At 58.8% G+C, this 20105-nt stretch carries 18 protein-coding genes, 3 pseudogenes and 1 riboswitch; of the genes and pseudogenes, 7 read left to right on the top strand and 14 right to left on the bottom strand.

Features of this window, described 5'->3' with window-relative positions; all coding sequences use genetic code 11:
- Positions 1–71: 71 nt before the first annotated feature.
- Positions 72–251, top strand: a pseudogene (locus QA644_RS21305) (hypothetical protein); the annotation flags it as partial.
- Between the two features lie 143 nt (positions 252–394).
- On the opposite strand, the gene katG reads toward QA644_RS21305, so the two are convergent.
- Complete coding sequence (gene katG, locus QA644_RS21300; RefSeq protein ID WP_283073250.1) at positions 395–2596, bottom strand: catalase/peroxidase HPI; 2202 nt, start codon at positions 2594–2596, stop codon at positions 395–397.
- 234 nt (positions 2597–2830) lie between these two features.
- Between katG and QA644_RS21295 the strand changes: the two genes are divergently transcribed.
- Positions 2831–3769, top strand: coding sequence for a hydrogen peroxide-inducible genes activator (locus tag QA644_RS21295; RefSeq protein ID WP_283073249.1), 939 nt, complete (start codon positions 2831–2833; stop codon positions 3767–3769).
- A gap of 16 nt (positions 3770–3785) precedes the next feature.
- Here the strand turns inward: QA644_RS21295 and QA644_RS21290 are convergent, their stop codons facing one another.
- The 3 genes from QA644_RS21290 to QA644_RS21280 all read right to left on the bottom strand — a co-directional run bounded on the left by QA644_RS21290 (position 3786) and on the right by QA644_RS21280 (position 5141).
- On the bottom strand, positions 3786–4016 hold the full coding sequence (locus QA644_RS21290; RefSeq protein WP_283073248.1) for a hypothetical protein: 231 nt from the start codon (positions 4014–4016) through the stop codon (positions 3786–3788).
- Positions 4017–4311: 295 nt separating this feature from the next.
- Positions 4312–4893, bottom strand: coding sequence for a cysteine hydrolase (locus QA644_RS21285; RefSeq protein ID WP_283073978.1), 582 nt, complete (start codon positions 4891–4893; stop codon positions 4312–4314).
- A gap of 17 nt (positions 4894–4910) precedes the next feature.
- A complete protein-coding gene (locus tag QA644_RS21280; protein WP_194730293.1) occupies positions 4911–5141 on the bottom strand; it encodes a hypothetical protein in 231 nt (76 codons plus the stop codon).
- A gap of 229 nt (positions 5142–5370) precedes the next feature.
- On the opposite strand from QA644_RS21280, the gene QA644_RS21275 reads away from it, so the two are divergent.
- Positions 5371–5868, top strand: coding sequence for a ferritin-like domain-containing protein (locus QA644_RS21275; protein WP_074071038.1), 498 nt, complete (start codon positions 5371–5373; stop codon positions 5866–5868).
- A 231-nt stretch (positions 5869–6099) separates the two neighbouring features.
- Here the strand turns inward: QA644_RS21275 and QA644_RS21270 are convergent, their stop codons facing one another.
- The 7 genes and pseudogenes from QA644_RS21270 to QA644_RS21240 form a co-directional block, all read right to left on the bottom strand.
- On the bottom strand, positions 6100–6588 hold the full coding sequence (locus QA644_RS21270; protein WP_283073247.1) for a metallophosphoesterase family protein: 489 nt from the start codon (positions 6586–6588) through the stop codon (positions 6100–6102).
- Positions 6589–6635: 47 nt separating this feature from the next.
- Positions 6636–6789, bottom strand: a pseudogene (locus QA644_RS21265) (IS630 family transposase); the annotation flags it as partial.
- Between the two features lie 427 nt (positions 6790–7216).
- A complete protein-coding gene (locus tag QA644_RS21260) occupies positions 7217–8416 on the bottom strand; it encodes an IS256 family transposase (protein ID WP_283070916.1) in 1200 nt (399 codons plus the stop codon).
- A gap of 260 nt (positions 8417–8676) precedes the next feature.
- Entirely contained in the window at positions 8677–8997 is a 321-nt protein-coding gene (locus QA644_RS21255; RefSeq protein ID WP_283073246.1) for a hypothetical protein, read from the bottom strand.
- Between the two features lie 45 nt (positions 8998–9042).
- Positions 9043–9426, bottom strand: coding sequence for a type II toxin-antitoxin system VapC family toxin (locus tag QA644_RS21250; RefSeq protein ID WP_194730290.1), 384 nt, complete (start codon positions 9424–9426; stop codon positions 9043–9045).
- On the bottom strand, positions 9423–9680 hold the full coding sequence (locus QA644_RS21245) for a type II toxin-antitoxin system prevent-host-death family antitoxin (protein ID WP_239602403.1): 258 nt from the start codon (positions 9678–9680) through the stop codon (positions 9423–9425). Before QA644_RS21245 ends, QA644_RS21250 begins: the two co-directional genes overlap by 4 nt.
- Before the next feature lie 194 nt (positions 9681–9874).
- Positions 9875–10971 (bottom strand): annotated as a pseudogene (locus QA644_RS21240) (RHE_PE00001 family protein).
- Between the two features lie 144 nt (positions 10972–11115).
- Between QA644_RS21240 and QA644_RS21235 the strand changes: the two are divergent.
- The 4 genes from QA644_RS21235 to QA644_RS21220 all read left to right on the top strand — a co-directional run bounded on the left by QA644_RS21235 (position 11116) and on the right by QA644_RS21220 (position 15666).
- Positions 11116–12312: a hypothetical protein gene (locus tag QA644_RS21235; RefSeq protein WP_283073977.1), complete on the top strand. Its 1197-nt coding sequence runs from the start codon at positions 11116–11118 to the stop codon at positions 12310–12312.
- 39 nt (positions 12313–12351) lie between these two features.
- Positions 12352–12586, top strand: a riboswitch (cobalamin riboswitch).
- Positions 12587–12836: 250 nt separating this feature from the next.
- Positions 12837–13877 (top strand): ABC transporter substrate-binding protein, encoded by a 1041-nt coding sequence (locus QA644_RS21230; protein WP_283073245.1) that lies wholly within the window; start codon positions 12837–12839, stop codon positions 13875–13877.
- Between the two features lie 59 nt (positions 13878–13936).
- Complete coding sequence (locus QA644_RS21225; RefSeq protein ID WP_083636042.1) at positions 13937–14914, top strand: iron ABC transporter permease; 978 nt, start codon at positions 13937–13939, stop codon at positions 14912–14914.
- Positions 14911–15666 carry an ABC transporter ATP-binding protein gene (locus tag QA644_RS21220; protein ID WP_283073244.1) on the top strand — a complete coding sequence of 252 codons (756 nt, stop codon included), beginning with the start codon at positions 14911–14913 and terminating at the stop codon, positions 15664–15666. Before QA644_RS21225 ends, QA644_RS21220 begins: the two co-directional genes overlap by 4 nt.
- 714 nt (positions 15667–16380) lie before the next feature.
- On the opposite strand, the gene repC is transcribed toward QA644_RS21220, so the two are convergent.
- From repC to repA, 3 genes are all read right to left on the bottom strand, one after another.
- Positions 16381–17643 carry a plasmid replication protein RepC gene (repC, locus tag QA644_RS21215; protein WP_283074087.1) on the bottom strand — a complete coding sequence of 421 codons (1263 nt, stop codon included), beginning with the start codon at positions 17641–17643 and terminating at the stop codon, positions 16381–16383.
- Positions 17644–17792: 149 nt separating this feature from the next.
- Positions 17793–18839 carry a plasmid partitioning protein RepB gene (repB, locus tag QA644_RS21210; RefSeq protein WP_283073243.1) on the bottom strand — a complete coding sequence of 349 codons (1047 nt, stop codon included), beginning with the start codon at positions 18837–18839 and terminating at the stop codon, positions 17793–17795.
- 51 nt (positions 18840–18890) lie between these two features.
- Complete coding sequence (gene repA / locus QA644_RS21205; RefSeq protein WP_040116398.1) at positions 18891–20105, bottom strand: plasmid partitioning protein RepA; 1215 nt, start codon at positions 20103–20105, stop codon at positions 18891–18893.

Genomic DNA, 20105 nt, shown 5'->3' with positions numbered 1-20105 from the left:
AGGGCCAGGGACGATGCCTCGCGGGATGATGGGTCGAGACATGGTGCCGTTTGATGATGGGTGGAATAACGATGCGGCCAATGCGTGGTCATATGATGAAGATCATGTTCGCCATCGCTGACGCCGATGGAGATGGCGCACTTTCCTTCGAGGAGTTAACCGCGATCCACAAGCGGATCGTCGCCAAGGTCGATGCAAACAAGGACGGCAAGGTCATACCCGAGGAGATGCAGGCGTTCATGCGACAATAACGATCGACCGCGGCAGCAAAATCGTGACCAGGTCCCGGTCTGTGTCGGTGCACGCCGGCGCGCAGATTTGCACGGAGGCAATTTGCCCCTGTTTAGCGCTCGGGCGCGGGCTGGACTTCAGCCGCGCCCGAGCGCGTTTCATCTCAAGCGACGAGATCGAAGCGATCGGCGTTCATAACCTTCGTCCAGGCCGCCACGAAGTCGTGCACGAACTTCTCTTGCGTGTCGCTCTGACCGTAAACCTCGGCAAGCGCCCTAAGCTGAGAATTCGAGCCGAAGACGAGGTCGATACGGGTACCGGTCCACTTCAGCTCATCCGTATTGCGGTCGCGTCCCTCGAACACATACTTTGATCCTGGAGCCGCCTTCCAAACCGTGCCCATGTCGAGCAGGTTGATGAAGAAGTCGTTGGTGAGCGCTTCAGGGCGCGTGGTGAAGACGCCGTTCTGGGACTGTCCCGCATTGGCGTTCAACACACGCAGGCCGCCGACGAGAACCGTCATTTCCGGCGCGGTCAGCGTCAGCAATTGCGCCTTGTCGATCAGCAACTCCTCGGGCGAAATGGAATATTCGCCCTTCTGATAGTTGCGGAACCCATCGGCGATCGGTTCGAGAACGGCAAAGGAGGCCACATCGGTCTGCTCCTGCGTCGCGTCGGTGCGGCCGGGTGTAAACGGAACCTCGATGTGATGACCGCCGTTCGCCGCCGCCTTCTCGACGGCCGCTGCGCCACCGAGCACGATGAGATCTGCAAGCGACACCTTCTTGCCGCCAGGCTGGGCATCGTTGAACGCCTTCTGGATGCCTTCAAGTGTGTCGAGCACGGCTGCCAGCTGGGCCGGCTGATTGACCTCCCAGTCCTTTTGAGGCGCAAGACGGATGCGCGCGCCATTCGCGCCGCCGCGCTTGTCGGAGCCGCGGAAGGTCGACGCCGAAGCCCAGGCGGTTGAGACCAGCTGGGAGATGGGCAGTCCCGATGCGAGGATCTTGTCCTTGAGATCGGCGATATCCTGTGTATCGATCAGGACGTGATCAACGGCGGGAACAGGATCTTGCCAGATCAGTTCTTCTGCCGGAACCTCCGGGCCGAGATAGCGTGCCCGGGGGCCCATGTCGCGGTGGGTCAGCTTGAACCATGCACGGGCAAATGCATCGGCGAACTGATCCGGGTTTTCGAAGAAGCGCCTCGAAATCTTTTCGTAGGCAGGGTCGAAGCGCAAGGCAAGGTCCGTGGTCAGCATGGAGGGCGCATGACGCTTGGACTTGTCGTGCGCGTCCGGTACGGTAGCAGCACCGGCACCGTGCTTCGGTGTCCACTGATGCGCACCGGCCGGGCTCTTCGTCAGTTCCCATTCGTAACCGAACAGGTTCCAGAAGAAGTTGTTGCTCCACTTCGTCGGTGTCGTGGTCCAGATGACTTCCAGGCCGCTGCCGATGGTGTCACCGCCCTTGCCCGTTCCGAAGCTGCTTGTCCAGCCGAGGCCCTGCTCCTCGATGCCAGCCCCCTCGGGCTCTACACCGACATGTGAGGCGTCGCCTGCGCCATGTGTCTTGCCGAAGGTATGTCCGCCTGCGATGAGCGCAACGGTCTCCTCATCGTTCATGGCCATGCGCGCGAAGGTCTCACGAATGTCCCTGGCGGCGGCAAGCGGATCGGGATTGCCGTTCGGTCCTTCCGGATTGACGTAGATGAGGCCCATTTGCACGGCGGCGAGAGGGTTCTCGAGGTCTCGTTCGCCAGAATAGCGCTTGTCGGCAAGCCAAGTGTCCTCGGCGCCCCAATAGACGTCCTCCTCGGGCTCCCACACATCCGCGCGACCGCCGGCAAAGCCGAACGTTTTGAAGCCCATCGACTCCAGCGCAACGTTGCCAGTGAGGATCATGAGGTCGGCCCAGGAGATCTTGTTGCCGTATTTCTGCTTGATCGGCCATAGCAGCCGGCGCGCCTTGTCGAGGTTGACATTGTCCGGCCAGCTGTTGAGCGGTGCAAATCGCTGCTGACCGGCTCCCGCGCCGCCGCGCCCGTCACCGGTACGGTAGGTGCCCGCGCTGTGCCATGCCATGCGTATGAAAAGCGGGCCATAGTGACCGAAGTCCGCCGGCCACCAGTCCTGCGAATCAGTCATCAGCGCGAAGAGATCCTTTTTCAGGGCTTCCAGATCGAGCTTCTTGAACTCCTCGGCATAGTTGAACCCTTTGCCCATAGGGTCGGACAGCGAGGAACTCTGATGAAGAATTTTGAGATTCAACTGGTTCGGCCACCAGTCCCGGTTCGACCGACCGCCATGGGCCGTATGCGTATGGACAACCGGACACTTGCCCGCGGTCTCGACTTTTGAATCCATGTTTTTATCCCTTGCGATAACTTGTACTGGGTGACCCAGCGGAAGACGGTCCCTGCAGGAAAAGAGCTTACGGCGTTAGGCGTTGCGGATATTTGGACATCAACACGCTGCAGACCGCCGTCGGTCACAAACGGGTCAGACAGCGGCCGCATCTCCTCTCTGCTTTGGGCACTATATCCAAGCTGCTTCATTAATATAAGTTGGATTTTCTGATTGCAGCGATAAGGTGAAGTTATGACAAATTTGACGCTCAAGCAGCTTCGCTATTTTGAGGCGCTGGCCCGACAAGGCCATTTTGGACGCGCGGCAGATGTCTGTGCGATTTCCCAGCCCGCCTTGTCCATGCAGATCAAGGAACTCGAAGAAACGCTGGGGACAGAGCTCTTCGAAAGAGGCGCGCGTCAAGTCCGGCTGACCAGCTTCGGGGAAGCCTTTGCGCTTCGCGTGCGCGACATCCTGCGTTCTGTTGATGAACTGGCAGACCTAGCACGCGCTTCGCAGGACCGGCTGGTGGGGCGGTTGCGGATAGGCGTGATCCCGACGGTCGCGCCCTACCTGCTGCCTGCGATCATCGGCAATCTCACCCGCATTAATGACGGGCTTGAGATCCACGTACGCGAGACATTGACCTCCAAGCTGGTTCATGAACTGGCGGAAGGCAGGCTCGACACTGCAATTGTCGCGTTGCCGGTATCCGAACCTTCGTTGACCGAGGTTCCATTGTTTTCGGAGAATTTCGTGCTGGTCCGACCAAGCGAGGATGAAGGTAAGCCTGTACCCAACCGCGAGGCCCTGCGTGAAATGCGGCTGCTTCTACTGGAAGAGGGGCACTGTTTTCGCGATCAGGCTTTGTCATTCTGCAACATTCATTCGGCACTGCCGCGAGAACTGCTGGACGGCAGCTCTTTGTCGACGCTGGTCCAAATGGTCAGCGCCGGCATTGGCGTCACTTTGATCCCCGAAATGGCCGTTAGAGTAGAGACGCGCTCGGCGTCAGTCTCTGTCGCTCACTTTCAGAGCGTTCAACCCTCACGAACGATTGGCATGATCTGGCGCAAGACGAGCCCCTTAGCCCAACAGTTCTTGAAGGTTTCTGAAATCGTTCGTCAGTCAGCCGATGCGATGCGCAAGCAATGCAAATCCAGCATCGTGGACGTGGGTGCCGAGACCTAACTGGCTCCCGGCGCCATTATTTGGGTACGCCATGTGCCTGACCTTCATCCTTGACTTCCCGCGGCGTGGGCGTGGGAATAACGCCATGATCCGGGGCCCTCACATCCTGCCCCATCGAACCATCCGAACCTACTCGACGCTCACCTTCACGGCTGGCACGTCTGGTGTCTCGCAGGGTTGTTGCCTCGTCGATGAGGGAGGCCAGTTCCTCATCGGACAAGTCGGACAGGTCAAAGGTCTTGGTCATAATTCTCTCCTGGCGGGCTCTGTTTCTACGATGGTAAACGCACAACTTCGCGAAACGACCCAATGGCGGGAAGAAATTTGACCGCGCCAGAACGACCGACGAGCCGAAAAGGCCAAGTTTCCCCCTCCCTAAGCCCCACCGTTGAAGGAGGTGCGGCAGCATGGCAATGCATTATCCCGGAACTGATGCGCCATTCTCCGAAAGAACGACGAAACCCCCTGACGAGAAGCCGTGGCATCGACGTCAGCCTTTGCGTGTTCCTGTGCATGTACGGCCGGGGCGCGAGGAGCGTCGACTAGATGCACTGCAGAAATCGATCTGTTTCCGTCAGCTCAAGCTGCACTGAAAATCGCTCGCCCAGGAGTTCCAATGACGCCTCATGCGATTCATCTGCACCGCTACAGACAGCATCCGTCAATAGAATAACCCGGCAGCCGAGATCGATTGCGCCCAGGACCGCAGCCAATACGCAGACGTCCGTCTCGCCACCGCTGATAACAAGGGTCGACACGCCCTCTTCGGCAAGCGTCGCATGGAGCCGTCCACAGATCCAAGGTGAGTAAGTGGGCTTGTCGAACACCCGAGCAGGCGGCACAAGGCGGGCAAGCGAAGGGACAAGTTCTATCAGACCGGACGGCAGCTGCTTGCGCGTCATCATCCACCATTTCTCATAATAGTGTTGCCACGTGCCTGGCATGTCGGCTGCGTTTTCCGGTGGAATAAATCGCGTAAAGACCGTCCGCTCGGCATGATGGCCTGCGACCTCCTCAACCAGCGGCAAGACGCCCTTCATCCATTCGACGTGCCATGGCGTCGCCTCGAAGAACAGGCACTGCATGTCCACGCACAAGTGACGCCATTCGCCAAGACTGTGCATATGCTCGCTCAGCGGCGTCATTCCTTGCTAATTTCCTCTAGGATTAATCGCAGCTCAGTGATTGGCAGGCGGTTTTCGTCGAACAGTTCGACCGACAACATGTGGACGGGGGTTTCAGGCAATCCGCCGGCGGCAGTCTCGGTAAGAGCGTTGCGGGCTTCAGCCTTTGCAGCCTGCACCCCGTCAAACTCGCAGCTCGTCTCTGCCAATTCCCCTTTCGCGCCGACGACCCTGTAAAAGTATTTCATCTGAGCTCTCCATGGGTTGTCAGTGAAACACTTTGCGTGAGCGCTGGTTCCGCGTGGAAACGCGATGCCCTTGGACAATCATTCCGAGGACGACGGGCAGCCGGGTCATCTCGCAGAGGTTTTGCGTTTCGAATGTCGGTGCGCAATGGGCTTGTTGTCAGCTGATCGGAACATCACGCGCTGCGTCGCGTTCAGGTTGGTCACTTACCCCCTACCATAGGAGAGCAGAATGGCTGCAAAGACGCTAAACGACCTGTTCGTCGACACGCTGAAGGACATTTACTTCGCCGAGAAGCAAATCCTCAAAGCCTTGCCGAAGATGGCGCGCGCGGCGCAATCCGAGGAAGGCAAAGCGGGTTTCCTGAAACACCGTGACGAGACCGAAAGTCAGATCGAGCGGCTCGTGCAAGTGTTCGAGATCATCGGCAAGCCCGCTCGTGGCAAGACCTGCGAGGCGATCCAGGGCATCATCGCCGAAAGCGAAGAGATCATCGAAGAGTTCAAGGGCTCTGTTGCACTCGACGCAGGATTAATCTCTGCGGCCCAGGCTGTCGAACATTATGAAATCGCCCGCTACGGCACGCTGATCGCCTGGGCCAAGCAGCTGGGTCTGAAGGACGCGATCCCTCTCCTTCAGGCAAGCCTCGCGGAAGAGGAAGCCACCGACAAGAAGCTCACCCAGCTTGCGCAAACCTCGGCAAATGTGAAGGCAACGAAGGCTGCATGAGTCATTATTTCTGATTGCTTGGAGGGCCGCCATTCCCGCGGCCTTCCAGCATGCCCCCGCGTCGGGCTGGAGATTGCTCTTTCATTCGACCAGGCCCGGGCGGGACATTTATGCGCTACGACCATTTGCTCTGTCCAAACGCAATCCGTGTCACGCGGCCGCAACAGGGATGAGGGAACGCAGCGCCTTTCGGCATTGTCAGTCGCCATCGAATGATCGAGACCGCAAGTGTCACGGCAATGACAGCAGCTGCGCAAGTGTGACCGGTCGGAGAGCCCGCGCATCAACGCCGACATCATATTGCCGGGGCATCGGCTTCAGCCGGCCATGCGAATGCCCATGAAGGTTGATCGAGTTCTTGCCCATCTTATGCCAAGTCCGGAACGGAAAATGACATAGCACGAGAAGATGCTCGTCTGTAACGAGCTCGGCATAATGCTGAACGCTGGTCCAGTTCTCAGCCTTCGTTGTCGTCTCGGGATCACAGTTGCCAATAATCAAGTGCTTGCGGCCGTTCAGCATCGAAAGAAGCTGATCGCAGTCGCCCCCTTTCGCCGACATGAAGTCGCCGAGATGCCAGATGTCGTCGTCTTCTCCGACAATGGCATTCCAGTTCCTGATCAGCGCAACGTCGTGCTCTGCCATATCGGGGAACGGCCTGCGATCGATCCGCAGCACACGTGGGTCGGCGAAATGGGTGTCACTCGTAAAGTAGATCATGAATGGAACAATGGAGCGGCGGCGGCCAGAGTCAAAGTGCCCAGCAAAAAGCCGCGCAAACGCATGCCTTTCGGGCCCAACCATCGAGTGGGCCATGTTCGTCTTGATCCAAGTCGCGTCAATAAAGACCAGTCGTGCCGGATCGAGGCGTGTCTGCCATCCTTTCCAGCGACGGGCAATATCGGCACGCGCCTGCAAGGCAAGGGGCGTCAGTTTCCCGGACGAGAAAACAGCAAAATCCAGTCGTCGGACTTGGAGTTCTTGACCTTTCGGTGGGTTCATAAGAGACGTTTTCAAAACGATCAGTTATCCATATCTTCTGGATTTGCAAGGCACCTCACCCTAGTTAACCTTGCAATTGTGGATCATATATCCATAATTGCGAGCATGAGACCAAGACGGAAAACAGCAGAGCTCGTCGAGCTCCTCAAATCAGAACTTTAGCTACACCTCTCTGGTCTTCCAGCAGGAGGATGTTCTACAGGACAATTTGATCGAGCCGCGTGACTGGGGACCATCGCTCAAAGATGGTTTTGCCGCGCTTGCTGTTATTGACGCGATCGTGTCCATGGAAGTGGTGTAGCTCGCGGCTGATGGCCGTGCTTTCCGACATAGGGCCGGAGGGATATCAGCGTGCCACAGCGGGCAGACTGATTTGGGGATCATCGCTCATTTGCGCCATGGTCTCAAGTGTCAGGTATCTGGCGCGTTGGACGGCCCATTCATCATTCTGTTCGAGCAGCAGTGCGCCGACGAGACGGACGATGGCTTCGTCGTTCGGAAAGATGCCGACGACCTCGGTGCGTCGCTTGATCTCGCCATTGAGACGCTCGATTGGATTCGTCGAATGCAGCTTTGCCCGGTGCTCTTTCGGGAAGGTCATGTAGGCGAGCACGTCCTCTTCGGCATCGTCCATGATGGTGGCGAGCTTCGGCACTTTCGGCCTGATCTGATCGGCGACGCTGCGCCATTGAGCGCTTGCTGCCTCCGGGGTCTCCTGGGCAAAGGCCGTTGCGATGAAAGCGGATACGACCCGCCTGCCGCTCTTTCCGGCATGTGCCAGGACGTTTCTCATGAAGTGAACCCGGCACCTCTGCCAGGTGGCGCTGAGAACCTTGGTGACCGCGGCCTTGAGCCCTTCATGCGCATCGGAGACGACGAGCTTGACGCCACGCAGACCCCGGCGTGTCAGCCTGCGCAGGAATTCCGTCCAGATCGGCTCAGCTTCGGACGTGCCGACTTCCATACCCAGAACCTCACGCCGCCCGTCGCTGTTGACACCGACGGCGATGATGACGGCGACGGAGACGATGCGACCACCACGCCGGACTTTGAGGTAAGTCGCGTCGATCCACAGGTATGGCCAATCGCCTTCGATGGGACGATCGAGGAACGCCTTCACCTTGACGTCGATCTCTTCGCACAGGCGGCTCACCTGGCTCTTGGAGATGCCGCTCATACCCATCGCCTTGACCAGATCATCGACTGAGCGCGTCGAGATGCCTTGGATATAAGCCTCCTGGATAACAGCCGTCAGAGCCTTCTCCGCCATCCGACGTGGTTCGAGGAAGCTCGGAAAGTAGCTGCCCTTGCGCAGCTTGGGAATGCGAAGCTCGACCGTTCCGGCTCGCGTCTCCCAATCCCGATCACGGTAGCCATTGCGTTGAGCGAGCCGCATCGGGTTCTTCTCGCCGAAGTCAGCGCCGGTGGCTCCGCCAACCTCCAGCTCCATCAGCCGCTCGGCTGCAAAGCCAATCATCTCGCGCAATAAATCGGCATCGGCGCTCTTCTCAACAAGCGAGCGCACGTTCATCATGTCATTGGTCATCGGTGGTCTTTCCGTCAGGTTGGTCTTGAACAACCCGACCCTACCGGAAAACACTGATGGCCACCTTACTCCTCAAAACCTACACCACGTGCCGGGACACGATCTATTGACGCCTACAAATGTTGGATGAATGTCGACTTCGGCTTCCTTCGGCGTCGCCAAAGGTCTGAGTCTATGATGAGGAGCCGTCGGCTACCCCACGGGGCCACTTCCGCAAAGGCACCACTTCCGCCATACGCCGAAAAACGAGCAGGGCGAATTCAGGGACAACGGCGTGAGGACGAACGCGAATAACGGTGTTTTGAAAACAGCCGTCGGGTATTTCGCCCTGCCAGATTGCCGCGCGCCCTACCTGCTTGGGGCTGCCGGCCGCCTCTGCCAAGCAAGATGTCGCCGACTTGAAACTGAAATACCTGACGCTCCGCTGGCGAAAAATCCATTTCCAATACGTCGGTAACATCTATTCCGTTAGCCGTGATGTTGGCCGCACGAACGTACTTCGTGGCAAATTGTCCGGTGTGTTGGTCCGGCGAACGCTGTCGGCCCAGACGCACCGCCCAAATCTTGGCGACGGTAGTCATCACCCACCCTTCTGGCAATATCATCGCTTCTGTCACCATCGCCCCTCAGATAACTCTTTCAATATCGGTCTTCGTAAAATCATCGCCGACAAAGAGCAGGCGGCAAGCATGTTCCTTCGCCACTTCGTAGGCGAAACAGTCCCCGAAATTCAGCCCCGCTGGATGGACGCCCTTACCCCACATTTCATATGCATGGGCGACCCGCCTCGCAGAAGCGGGCGTAAGAGATACAATTTCGAAGCCCAGCCCGTCGATAAGGCGTGCCATCTCCTCCCCAACATTCCGCCGAGCAGACACGATGAGAGCTTCCGCGACTGTGCCCGCGGAGATTAGAAGGTCGGCTTCGGTTTCGAGCGCACCGATGCAGAAATTCGCTTCAGGTTCATCTAGCACGATCGCCATCAGCGCCGACGTATCTACGGCGATCATTCCGGAAGGCCATCAGCACCGTAGAGAAAATCCTGGCTACGCGCTGCGTTGGGTCCGGTCGTCGCCTTCATGGACGCGGCGGTACGAACCGCCTCGAGTAGCGCCCGACGAGATCTTCTGTCAGGCCCCGTCTTTACGGGAACAAGACGAACTGCCGCATGGCCATGCCGGGTCAAGATAACCTCATCTCCCGCTTCGGCACGCCGAACCAACTCTGTCAATTGACCTTTCGCTTCAGTAACGGACACCTGCATCGCCTGCTCCCTATTCCGGACCACTTAAAGGTCCAATAACGTAAGATATCTAGACCATATCTTGGTCCAGAATCAATGCCCTTTCTTTTTAGAAGTTTAGGGTGCGCTGGTACTGCTACGCATGTTCAGCCTGCAGCTCGATAACTCACTGTTCACGGTTGTCACAGCGTTGCCCACGCCCCTATGCCGACCACTCAGACCACTCCCCACGCCCGAAACTTCCCCCTCCCCGTCAATCTCTTCAAGCCCAGCTCGCCGACGATTCTGACCGCTGTTTGCGGCGTGACGTCGATCGCCTTTGCGACCATGCCGGTTGACAGGAGCGGCCTCGACATCACCAGCTCGATCAGCTGCGGCAGTTTTGACGACGTCCGCCGTCCGGTGAGCCTCCGCTCCATCGACTGCCGGGCAAGGGTCAGCCGATCGTGTTCATTGAGGTCAAGCTCGGCCGCGGCGATGATGCCGGCGAGCAGCGCCAGCAAACGGGTTTCGCGGTCGCGATGCCGGCGGCGATCGACCGGAATGGATTTCAGGCCGAGATTGATCGAGGCCAGATGCCCTCCAGTCGTCAGGCCGGCCTGACGTAGCAATGACGCTGCCCGCGGCCGCGAGCCAAGGCGCATGCTGCAGGACCTCCAAACCATTCCAGGCATCGAGGGCGACAATCGCCTGCAGCACGCGTGGAGAACTGTCGAGCTCGCGCAGGACGGCTCGCCATTCGCCGAGCCGTTCGTCCTCGTCCCAATCCAGATCATAAGCGAACAGATCCTTTTCGCGGCCGCCGGCGGCTGGGCGCACTAGCCTGTGTGAGCGCCGCCTCGGAGCGAGCGAGCACCGCGTCGATCGCCGCCAGCTCTGTGGCGAGCGGATCAGAAGCATCGCTCCGCTCCCCTCCTCCGTTCACTGCCTCATCAGAGGGTATCGGCTCGCCATCGGCCACGGCAGCACCTTCGACGGTAATTGTTCGCTGGCACCGCCGTCGGCGACGATGTGACCCTGGCCGCGCAGGTTTCGCAGTCCCTCGGGACTGAAGCGCCCAACCATGCGGCTGGGCCGCAATCCGCCGGCGGGTTTTCAGAACGTCGCGGGCGATGGTCAGTTCATGGGTCGGCGTGCGGATGTCATGACTGGCATCATGCAGCACCAGGTCTTCCAGATGAACCAGCTCGCCGTCGATCCAAAGCGAGGCGCAGGCGTCGGCGAAATGCGAGCGTTCGACAAAACCCTGCCCGACTGGCGAGCGGGCGATGCGCTCGTCGAGCCGAGCCAACGCGCGGCCGGCGTCGGACATAGGTCGCAGCAGGCTTGTGGGGGGCAGCTCGAGCGCTACATCGCCTTCGGCCCCGACGGCCTGGACATGTTTTTGGAACTCCGCTAGAGAATGTAATGTTATTACATATCAGAAAAGGGATTTCCGATGATACCCAGATTGACGATGGCCGCAGCGTTTGCAGCAAGCCTCTTGGTGAATCCGGCCTCCGCTGAAGAGGAAAAGCAGACATGGCGCCTGTTCATCGCCGACCACACGGCTCCCATGGTTCGTTCATTCGACGTCAAGACCGGTGAGCAGATCGGCGAGTTTGGGCTAAAGGGTTATGCGGCGCTGGCCGCCAGTCATTCCGGCCAGACTGTTTTTGCCGTTCAATCAGAAGCCAATACCGTCCAGGTGATCAAAACCGGTGTGACGCTTTCCGACCATGGCGAGCATCGCGATCTGGAAACATCCGCACCTTTGCTGCTGCAAGCCACACTCGACGGGAAACGGCCGGTCCACGCCGTCATGCATGGCGACGACGTGGTATTGTTTTACGATCGGGAAGGCAAAGCCAAGCTCGTTTCCGAAGAAGGTCTTCTGGAAGGCACAGCATCCGAAAAGCTCATAGACGCGACGGCACCTCACCATGGCGTCGCCGTGCCCATGGGGCGGAATATGCTGGTCTCGGTTCCCGATACCAAGGCGGAAACCAAACCGGATGAACTGCCGCCACGTCTGGGTTTACGGGTTCTAAGCGCAAACGGAAGACAGGTCGGCGACGTCACGCCCTGCACGGCGCTGCACGGAGAAGCCTTCTCGGCAAAGCTCGTTGCCTTCGGCTGCGAGGAAGGTGTCCTGATTGCCCGTCCTGGCAAGGAGCAGACCGTGCAACTTAAAATGCTGGAATACGGCGACAAGCTGCCGAAGGGAAAAGTGACGACCTTGCTCGGCAGTAAGGTGATGCAATTTTTCCTGGGCAACTACGGCGAGGACAAGATTGCCCTGATCGACCCAGACGGCACCGAACCGTATCGCTTGGTCGACCTGCCGACCCGCCGTATCGATTTCGCGCTCGATCCTACTCGGGTCAAGAATGCCTATGTACTGACCGAAGACGGGCAACTGCATCTTATCGACATTCTAAGCGGTCAGATCACGACGTCGGCAAGCGTCACCGAGCCTTACAGCAAGGATGGTCACTGGCGCGATCCGCGCCCCCGGCTCGCAGTTGCAGGCGATCAGATTGCCATCACCGATCCTCGCCATAGCGTTGTGCGGATGATCGATATTGAGACCATGAAAGAGGTTCGAACCCTTCCAGTTGAGGGACTGCCTTTCGGCATCGTCGCCGTCGGGGGATCAGGCGCCGTCCATTGATCGCTCTTGTCTCAACGGCTTGACGAGACGGCTGCGCTCGGCATAACTGAGCGCGACGGTTCCCCGAAGTAGACTCCGAGGGGATTAATAGGGAACACGGTGCGGACGACCCAAAAGGGACCAAGACCGTGGCTGCCCCCGCAACTGTAAGCGGATTGCCGATCATCCTCGTGGCGCCAAGCGCCATGCCACTGTGAGCTCGTTCTCACGGGAAGGCAGATGGTCCGGTGTATATCCGCGAGCCAGGAGACCTGCCGTCAAAGAGAGATCCAATTGAACGGGCGGGGTTGCCCGGAACAGGAGACGAGATGATTTCTTTTGCCGCCCCTAATCGGCGCAGACCCCTTCCGCGTGAGACGGAACGGATCGCTCTTTTCAATAAACCATAGTCGCTGCAGGTAAGCCCGTCGTGCCGGACGGCTCGCCCGCCCGTATGGCCGGCGACCACCTTACGCGTTTCCCATCAACATCGGAGCGATCAGGCCGCCGTGCCGACGCATCCTCAATTCCCTATGAGTGTTTCCATGTCATCCGATCCAAAACTTCGGCGGTTCATTCTGCGCCTTGCCTTCGCGGTATTGGCAACCTCAGCGATTTCTGCACCTGCTTTTGCCGCTTCGACCACCTACCCCCTGACAATTGCCAATTGCGGCCGATCCATCACCTTCAATAGGGTGCCGGACAAGGTGGTATCGATCGGCCAGGCGATGACCGAAATCCTACTGTCGCTCGGCCTTGCGGATCGCATCACAGGCACGGCTGTCTGGTTCAGCCCAGTGCTCAAACAATTCGATGCGGAAAACAGCAAAATCAAGCGGCTCGCCGACAATGATCCGAGCTTCGAGGCGGTGGTCGGAACCGGCCCCGACCTGGTTGCTGCCGAGTTCGAGTGGCATGTCGGCCCGAACGGCTCGGTTGGAACCTACGATCAGTTTTCGAAGCTTGGCATCAACACCTATGTCGCGCCGGCCGATTGCGCCGCCAAGGATAATGCGACGGGTGGTGATGGTGTCCGCAAGGAAATGCTGAAGACCGAGGTCATCTATCAGGAGATCACCGAACTTGCCGCGATCTTTGACGTTCAGGACCGCGGCGAGGCATTGGTCGCGAGGCTGAAGGAACGTGAGGATAAGGCGATTGCATCCGTTGCCGGGGCAAGGGTAAGGGATATCCCGGTCGTATTCTGGTTCTCCAGCAAGGAAGTCGACGGGGAAGCCTTCATGGCCGGCCGCAACGGCGCGCCCGCCTATATCATGCAGGCCCTTGGGGCAAAGAACGTGATTGCCACGAACGAGGAATGGCCGTTGGTCGGCTGGGAAACGGTCGCCGGCCTCAATCCCGCAATCATCGTCATCGCCGGGATGGATCGTCGCCGCTACGTTGCCGACGATCCGGCCATCAAGCTTACGTTTCTGAACACCGATCCTGTGGCAAGCAGGATCAGCGCTGTGGAAAAGAAGCAGGTGGTCGTCATGGACTCGCAGGCAATGAGCCCATCGATCCGCCTTGTCGACGGCATCGAGACGCTTGCAGTAGCCATACGGCAGTTTGGACTGGCGAAGTGAGCAAAGACGCCGGGCAACGTAACGGATGGGGCGGCTTTGCCGCCTTGTCCCTGCTTTCAATGGCTGCACTGACATTGGCGATAGGCCTCGCCGTGTCGATCGGCGAGATCGTCATACCGCTGCGGACGATTGCGCAAGCTATTGCAAATCGAATGTTCGGCACCTCCTTCGCAATCAAGCCGATCCATGAGGGTATCATCTGGGACTATCGGCTGAGCCGCGCCCTGGTCTCTGCAAGTTCCGGCGCGGCTCTTGCGATGACGGGCGCCATGCTGCAGGCCCTGCTTCGCAATCCGCTTGCCGAACCTTATGTGCTTGGCATTTCGGCGGGCGCCTCGACCGGCGCGGTCGCCATCATGATCCTCGGCATCGGGTCCGGCGTGCTGACGCTTTCCACCGGTGCTTTTTTCGGTGCGGTGGCAGCCTTCGGTCTCGTCTCCCTTTTGGCCGCAGGCGCAGGCGGCGGCGCCGATCGGATCATCCTGGCAGGCGTTGCTGGTTCGCAGCTCTTCAATGCGTTGACGTCCTACATCGTCACGACCTCGGCCAATGCCGAGCAGGCAAGGGGTATCATGTTTTGGTTGCTCGGGAGCCTCAGCGGCGTGCGCTGGACGGATGTTTTACTCGTTACCCCCATTGCCGGCGGCGGCTTTGTTATCTGCATGCTTCACGCACGTGTGCTGGATGCCTTTGCCTTCGGTACGGACTCTGCCGCGGCGCTCGGCGTACCGGTGCGGCGCGTGCGTCTTACCCTTCTTGGACTGACGGCGGTGATGACCGCTGCCGTCGTCAGCATCGTCGGTTCGATCGGCTTCGTTGGTCTTGTCATTCCGCACGCGGCGCGCTTTCTGGTCGGTCCGGCTCACGAGCGGTTACTGCCGGCAACAGCGTTGATCGGGGCGATCTTCATGGTACTTGCCGATATCGTCTCGCGCACGATCATCCCGCAGCAGGTGCTTCCAATTGGCGTGGTCACGGCACTTTTCGGCGCTCCTGTCTTCGCCCTCATTCTCTACAAGGCAAGGAGGCCGGTATGAGCATATCGATGCGCAACGTCGCCTGGTGCGCCGGCAGCACAGTGATCGTCGATGGCGTCAGCCTTGATGTTGCGCCGGGCAAGACGCTTGGTCTGCTCGGACCCAATGGCTCTGGCAAGTCGAGCCTGCTGCGTCTCATCTGCCGGCTGCGGCAGGTTGAGAGCGGCGTCATCAGACTGGGCGAGAGCGATATCAGCACAATGGCGCGTCGCGAGATTGCCCAGCGTATCGAACAGCAAGCGACAACCGATGCGGACCTTTCGGTAAAGGATGTTGTCCGCCTCGGGCGAACACCGCATCGAGGCGCGCTCTCCCCCTGGGATAGGACGGACGAAGACGCCGTCAATGCGGCACTGGAACAGGTCGGCATGACGGCCAAGGCTTTACAGCTGTGGCGCACACTGTCAGGTGGGGAGCGTCAACGCACGCACATCGCTCGCGCCCTTGCGCAGACGCCGACCGAACTGCTGCTTGATGAACCAACCAATCATCTCGACATCCAGCATCAGTTGGAACTGCTGGATCTCGTCACGACGCTTCCGGTCACCAGCGTCATCGCATTGCATGATCTCAATCTGGCGGCAATGTTCTGCGATAGCCTGGCCGTCCTGCATAGCGGCCGCGTGGTTGCTGCCGGGCCGCCCGAAGCGGTTCTGACCGAAGAGCTCGTTCGGGATGTATTCGGGGTTCGGGCTCATATCGAGAAGTCGGCGGTTCACGGCAGGCATTACATCCAATATCTCACCCGTTAAGGACGGCCCTCGTCTGGAGCGATGTCCGCTTCCAGGCTGGCGCCGACCTGTCCATCCCGCCGGTTTTGCCGCAAGGATGCTTCGATGTCGCATCTTGCCGATCTCCGGCGCTGGACGACATGCTTTCCTTGACCATAAGGCCCCGTTTAGGTACCATAGCAGCATGATTTCCGGGAGATCAGATTAAGTTTAGTCGATCTCTAACAGTTTGTTATCACAGACTATTCAACATCTAACGGAAACAATCACGACATTTCGTTCGGTCACTGCGGCCCCTGTTTCAGGCCTTGCGATGCCTTGATTTCTCGGGCTTGAACGAGTGACGCGCCTCCTGCGGCTTCTCCACCCCTGCAGGACTTCCGAATTTCGATCCTATCGCAACTCCATCAGTTGCCTCAGGCTGTTTAGGGTCGCACCGTCGGCTCCGTTGATCGCTCCTGCCGCATCAAGGAGGCGGGAACACTTTGCCTATTGCAGACCCGAGGAAGCAGCATGGTTGGATCTGAAGTATTGATTGCAGCGTCTGGACGATCAGCGCGTCGGCGGGCATTATGTCCTACGAGGCTTTGATCGTTCCGACCGGGCCGGAACTCGCAGCGTTGGGCGTGCCGGCAAACGAGGAAGAGCCGAAGTAACGTGGATGCGGCGTCGGCCGACAAAGGTTGCGGGGCTATCGTTTTGGGGCCGGTCAAGTGTGAGTTTACTGCAGTCAACTCAATGATGGGCGTCATGATGTTCCCGTGTCCTTGCAAGCGCCATCAACATCGATCCGATCGCAAACTCGCCGCGTTGGGCGCGCCGCGTGAGGTCGCGCAAATAACCGCCGGCTGAATTTATCGTCCCCGACCGTTCGAAAATGCAGGCCAGCACGGCTGAGGCAGCTTGCGGACCCATGACCCTGCAGGCGTCCCTGTATGCTGAGGGACTGATATGAAGCATTGAACTGACGATAGCTCCTGCGGCAATGAGGTCCTGCCAAGTTCTGACAGTTCCGGCAGGACCATAGCTACGCACTTCCGGGCATGCCTGCAGGACGAGGGAGAGCGGAAATATCGTCGATACGGTGTTGGTTCTTGCCTGTGGTTGAGGGAGCTCAGCGTCGCTGTCGTTTGCCGGATCGATCATTGGCGAGTTTACTGCAGTCAACTCAGGGGTTCCAGTTTCAACATCGGCTTCAGAATCAAGATTAGATTCGGATTCTGTTATCTGTATGTGCCGCTCATTTTGTGAGTCATTGGCGCTCAGATTGTCCGTTTTAATTTGTATTTCCAGTCGCTTGACGATTTCATCGCGCAATGCGTCGAGGAGATCCAAGGTGGATGCAACCGCATGGGCACCAGCTCCGCGCGGCAATTGGTTCAGGATATCGTGAAAGCGTGTGTTGACCGCTTGCCAGTCTCCGGGAAGCTCTTCACTGATCGCTGCGTGGACAAGCTTTGAGATGTCGCGGCGGGTGAGCGTGAGACGTTCCTTGAGCGTTTGGATGTAGAGGCGGTCGGCAGAGACTTTCGCGGCCAGGCGTTCGATTTCGCAGGCGCGCGCAAGCAAAGGGGCGAGTGAGAAGCCAAAAGCTTCGTGGATCCCGCCATTGCGGTTCTTGCGAGCGTAGCGCTTTCCGTTGGGGCTGTCCTTGCGGATCACGAGGCCGGCAGCGACGAGGACGGCCATATGCCGCCGGATCGTTTGCTCGGCCATGCCATGGCAGCGAAGCGAGAGCTGGGTGTTGGAGGGAAAGACGACAAGACTGTCATCTGCAGCAAGCTCACCTTTCGGGTAGAAGCTCAAAAGCGCGTTCAATACCGTGAGCGCTCTGTCGGATATATCGAGCAGAGGCTTGGCTTCACAAAGCGCACGATAGACTTTCCATTTATCGATTGAGGCGCCTGGCTCAATTTTTTGGCTGGTGACCTGACTTGCGAGCATGCCAAGTGTCATCGGCCGCCGCCCAAAAGGCGTCGTCACACTTCCGCTTTCCATTTTCTTCGCCTTCTTCAAGGCAAAAGATATCAGCTCACCGAAAATAGGTGCCGGAGACTCTTGACTATGTTGTGCGGAAATGTGATTCTCTGGGTGTCTAGATCAGAGAGGGCTTCCGCTACGGCAACGTTCGGGGGCCTTTTCTTTTGCTATTGATCTCCGTTCTTTCCTGTCGTCCCGCCATCCTCGAACGCCTCGTAGAGACGATCGAGATTATCCGCGATATAGGTGCCGAAGGCCGACGCCTTCCCTGCCCTCAGCGCGATGGTGAATTGCTTCCCGTCATCCTTGATCTTCGCCTTGACGGAGCCGTCCCTGCGCTGCCACTGGGTCACGGCCGAAGACGGCGTTGCGGTCTGGACGGCTGATGCCGGCTTCTTGCTGAGGAATGCGCCAAGCATGTCGAACCGGGCATCCGGCTCGGCAGCTTCGAAGGCTGGCGTTTCGATAAACAGCATCGCCCGCTCGGCAGCGTTGTCTTCTTCGAATTTCGCCGAAAGGTCATGCCAACGGTCGCGGCCGGTTGCGCGGGCTGCGCCAATTGCCGAAAGAATCTCGGCCGGAATGCGCCGGGTGACGGATAGCATCTTGGAGATGGTCGTCTTGTCAGCGTTGAGCGCTGCCATGATCGTCTCTCGATCGAAGCCGAGCTTGTCGAGTTTGTCGGCAAACATCGTCCGCTCGATGAAGGAGAGATCCGCGCGTGCGGAGTTTTCCTGTCCCTGGGCAATCACATGGTCGCGATCGGCAAGCTTCTTGACGACGGCGCGAACCGGCCGCCCAAGTTCCTTGGCAGCGCGTGCGCGGCGATGGCCGAAGGCAATCTGGTACTTTCCATCCTTTTCCGGATGCGGGCGGACAAGAATGGGCGAATCCTGCCCTCGCAGGCGGATGGCTTCCACCAATTCCAGAAACTGCTCATCATTGTGCCCGAGGCGATCGCTGACGAAGGAATCTTCAATGAGTGCCGTGTCGAGATCAATCACGGTTTCGCCATGGGCGAGCCTTTCTTCGATTTCGCGCGCAGCGTCAGCCCTTGCAGCAAGGGCATCGATACTGCGGGTAACGGCACCGAGCGCGCCAATTCCCTTGAAGTTCATCTGCTGCTTATCGGGGTCGTTTACGGGCTCGCTGTTTACGGCAGTAAACTTCTTGGAATCGTCCATCAGGCCCGAGAGGATATTCTTACGTGCCATTCTTTCTCCTCCTGGCGGTTGAACGGTTGGTTGCTGTCAATCGGTGCGCCGTCATCTGCGCCCCCATGCCTTATGGATGAGCTCGGCGATTTCGCCATTTACGGCGCTCATGGCCTCCATGGCGCGGTCATAGGTCGCGCGGGTAAACTGATTGCGCTCCACCTCGTAGAGGGTCTGGTTCGTCATGGCAGCATCCGAAATCGCCACGCTTCGCAGCATGGGATTTGTGAGCACGTGATTGCGGAACATCGAGCGCATGAAGGCGACCATCTGCGTCTGTGGCCCATCCTGCGGGTCGTAGCGCGTCACGAGATAGCGCAACCAGTCGAGATTCATGTTGCCGCCGGCGCCTTTCAGCGTGTTCAACACCTCGCCCAGCATCTGCAGGAACTGGCACATGGACATCACGTCGAGCATTTGCGGATGAACGGTGATGAGCACGGCGGTTGCGCTGCAGATGGCGCTCATCGTCAGGAAGCCGAGCTGGGGAGGGCAGTCGATGACGACGACATCATAGTCGTCGGCGACGGAAGACAGCGCCTCGTCAAGGCGGGCAAAGAAGATGCGGCCGTAGTCGCTCGCTTTGCCCTGGGCAAGCACGCGCGGCGTATCATGCTCGAATTCCATCAATTCGAGATTGCCTGGAACCAGGTCGAGATTGGGAAAATTGGTCTTGCGAATGATTTCCTTAAGCGGTCGCCGCTCGTCGTCGTAACGGATTGCCGCATAAAGCGTCTCGTTTTCGTCGACGTCGAATTCCGGCTGGAAGCCGTGGATCGCCGAAAGCGAGGCTTGCGGGTCGAGGTCGACGGCAAGAACGCGGTGGCCAGTCAGCGCCAGATGCTGGGCGAGATGGGCAGCACTCGTGGTTTTGCCGCTGCCGCCCTTGAAATTCACGACGGCGATGACCTGCAGGTGTTCATTGCCCGTGCGGTGCGGGACGTAACGCGTGCTGCCTCTGGCATTCTGATCCAGGAACAGCCGCATTTCATCCATCTGCCTGGCGGTATAGGATCTGCGCCCGGATGGCGTCACCTGCGGCAGGGGCCCCTTGCCCTCCAGCGAAAGATTGCGAAGATAGCCGCTCGTGACGCCAAGGAAACGCGCCACCTCGGCAAGCTGGAATTCGCGCAGGCTTTTCATCGCACGGGGCGGAAACATTTCCAGGCGATGCTGCTTCAATTTGTCGGACAGTTCCTGTGCCTGGCCGATGATCAGCTGATCGACATCAGAAATTGCTTTACCAATTGTGGGTGCCATATTCAT

It is taken from the genome of Rhizobium sp. CC1099 (genome assembly GCF_029714385.1).
GTDB lineage: Bacteria > Pseudomonadota > Alphaproteobacteria > Rhizobiales > Rhizobiaceae > Rhizobium.
Note: the sequence above shows the minus strand (reverse complement) of the source record. Positions and strands in the feature narration are given on the sequence as shown.

What these genes read in the sequence shown, in the direction of transcription:
- katG (WP_283073250.1), bottom strand. Translation starts at nt 2,596, where the DNA reads ATGGATTCAAAAGTCGAGACCGCGGGCAAGTGTCCGGTTGTCCATACG.
- QA644_RS21295 (WP_283073249.1), top strand. Translation starts at nt 2,831, where the DNA reads ATGACAAATTTGACGCTCAAGCAGCTTCGCTATTTTGAGGCGCTGGCC.
- QA644_RS21290 (WP_283073248.1), bottom strand. Translation starts at nt 4,016, where the DNA reads ATGACCAAGACCTTTGACCTGTCCGACTTGTCCGATGAGGAACTGGCC.
- QA644_RS21285 (WP_283073978.1), bottom strand. Translation starts at nt 4,893, where the DNA reads ATGCACAGTCTTGGCGAATGGCGTCACTTGTGCGTGGACATGCAGTGC.
- QA644_RS21280 (WP_194730293.1), bottom strand. Translation starts at nt 5,141, where the DNA reads ATGAAATACTTTTACAGGGTCGTCGGCGCGAAAGGGGAATTGGCAGAG.
- QA644_RS21275 (WP_074071038.1), top strand. Translation starts at nt 5,371, where the DNA reads ATGGCTGCAAAGACGCTAAACGACCTGTTCGTCGACACGCTGAAGGAC.
- QA644_RS21270 (WP_283073247.1), bottom strand. Translation starts at nt 6,588, where the DNA reads ATGATCTACTTTACGAGTGACACCCATTTCGCCGACCCACGTGTGCTG.
- QA644_RS21260 (WP_283070916.1), bottom strand. Translation starts at nt 8,416, where the DNA reads ATGACCAATGACATGATGAACGTGCGCTCGCTTGTTGAGAAGAGCGCC.
- QA644_RS21255 (WP_283073246.1), bottom strand. Translation starts at nt 8,997, where the DNA reads ATGACTACCGTCGCCAAGATTTGGGCGGTGCGTCTGGGCCGACAGCGT.
- QA644_RS21250 (WP_194730290.1), bottom strand. Translation starts at nt 9,426, where the DNA reads ATGATCGCCGTAGATACGTCGGCGCTGATGGCGATCGTGCTAGATGAA.
- QA644_RS21245 (WP_239602403.1), bottom strand. Translation starts at nt 9,680, where the DNA reads ATGCAGGTGTCCGTTACTGAAGCGAAAGGTCAATTGACAGAGTTGGTT.
- QA644_RS21235 (WP_283073977.1), top strand. Translation starts at nt 11,116, where the DNA reads ATGGCCGCAGCGTTTGCAGCAAGCCTCTTGGTGAATCCGGCCTCCGCT.
- QA644_RS21230 (WP_283073245.1), top strand. Translation starts at nt 12,837, where the DNA reads ATGTCATCCGATCCAAAACTTCGGCGGTTCATTCTGCGCCTTGCCTTC.
- QA644_RS21225 (WP_083636042.1), top strand. Translation starts at nt 13,937, where the DNA reads ATGGCTGCACTGACATTGGCGATAGGCCTCGCCGTGTCGATCGGCGAG.
- QA644_RS21220 (WP_283073244.1), top strand. Translation starts at nt 14,911, where the DNA reads ATGAGCATATCGATGCGCAACGTCGCCTGGTGCGCCGGCAGCACAGTG.
- repC (WP_283074087.1), bottom strand. Translation starts at nt 17,643, where the DNA reads ATGGAAAGCGGAAGTGTGACGACGCCTTTTGGGCGGCGGCCGATGACA.
- repB (WP_283073243.1), bottom strand. Translation starts at nt 18,839, where the DNA reads ATGGCACGTAAGAATATCCTCTCGGGCCTGATGGACGATTCCAAGAAG.
- repA (WP_040116398.1), bottom strand. Translation starts at nt 20,105, where the DNA reads ATGAATATGGCACCCACAATTGGTAAAGCAATTTCTGATGTCGATCAG.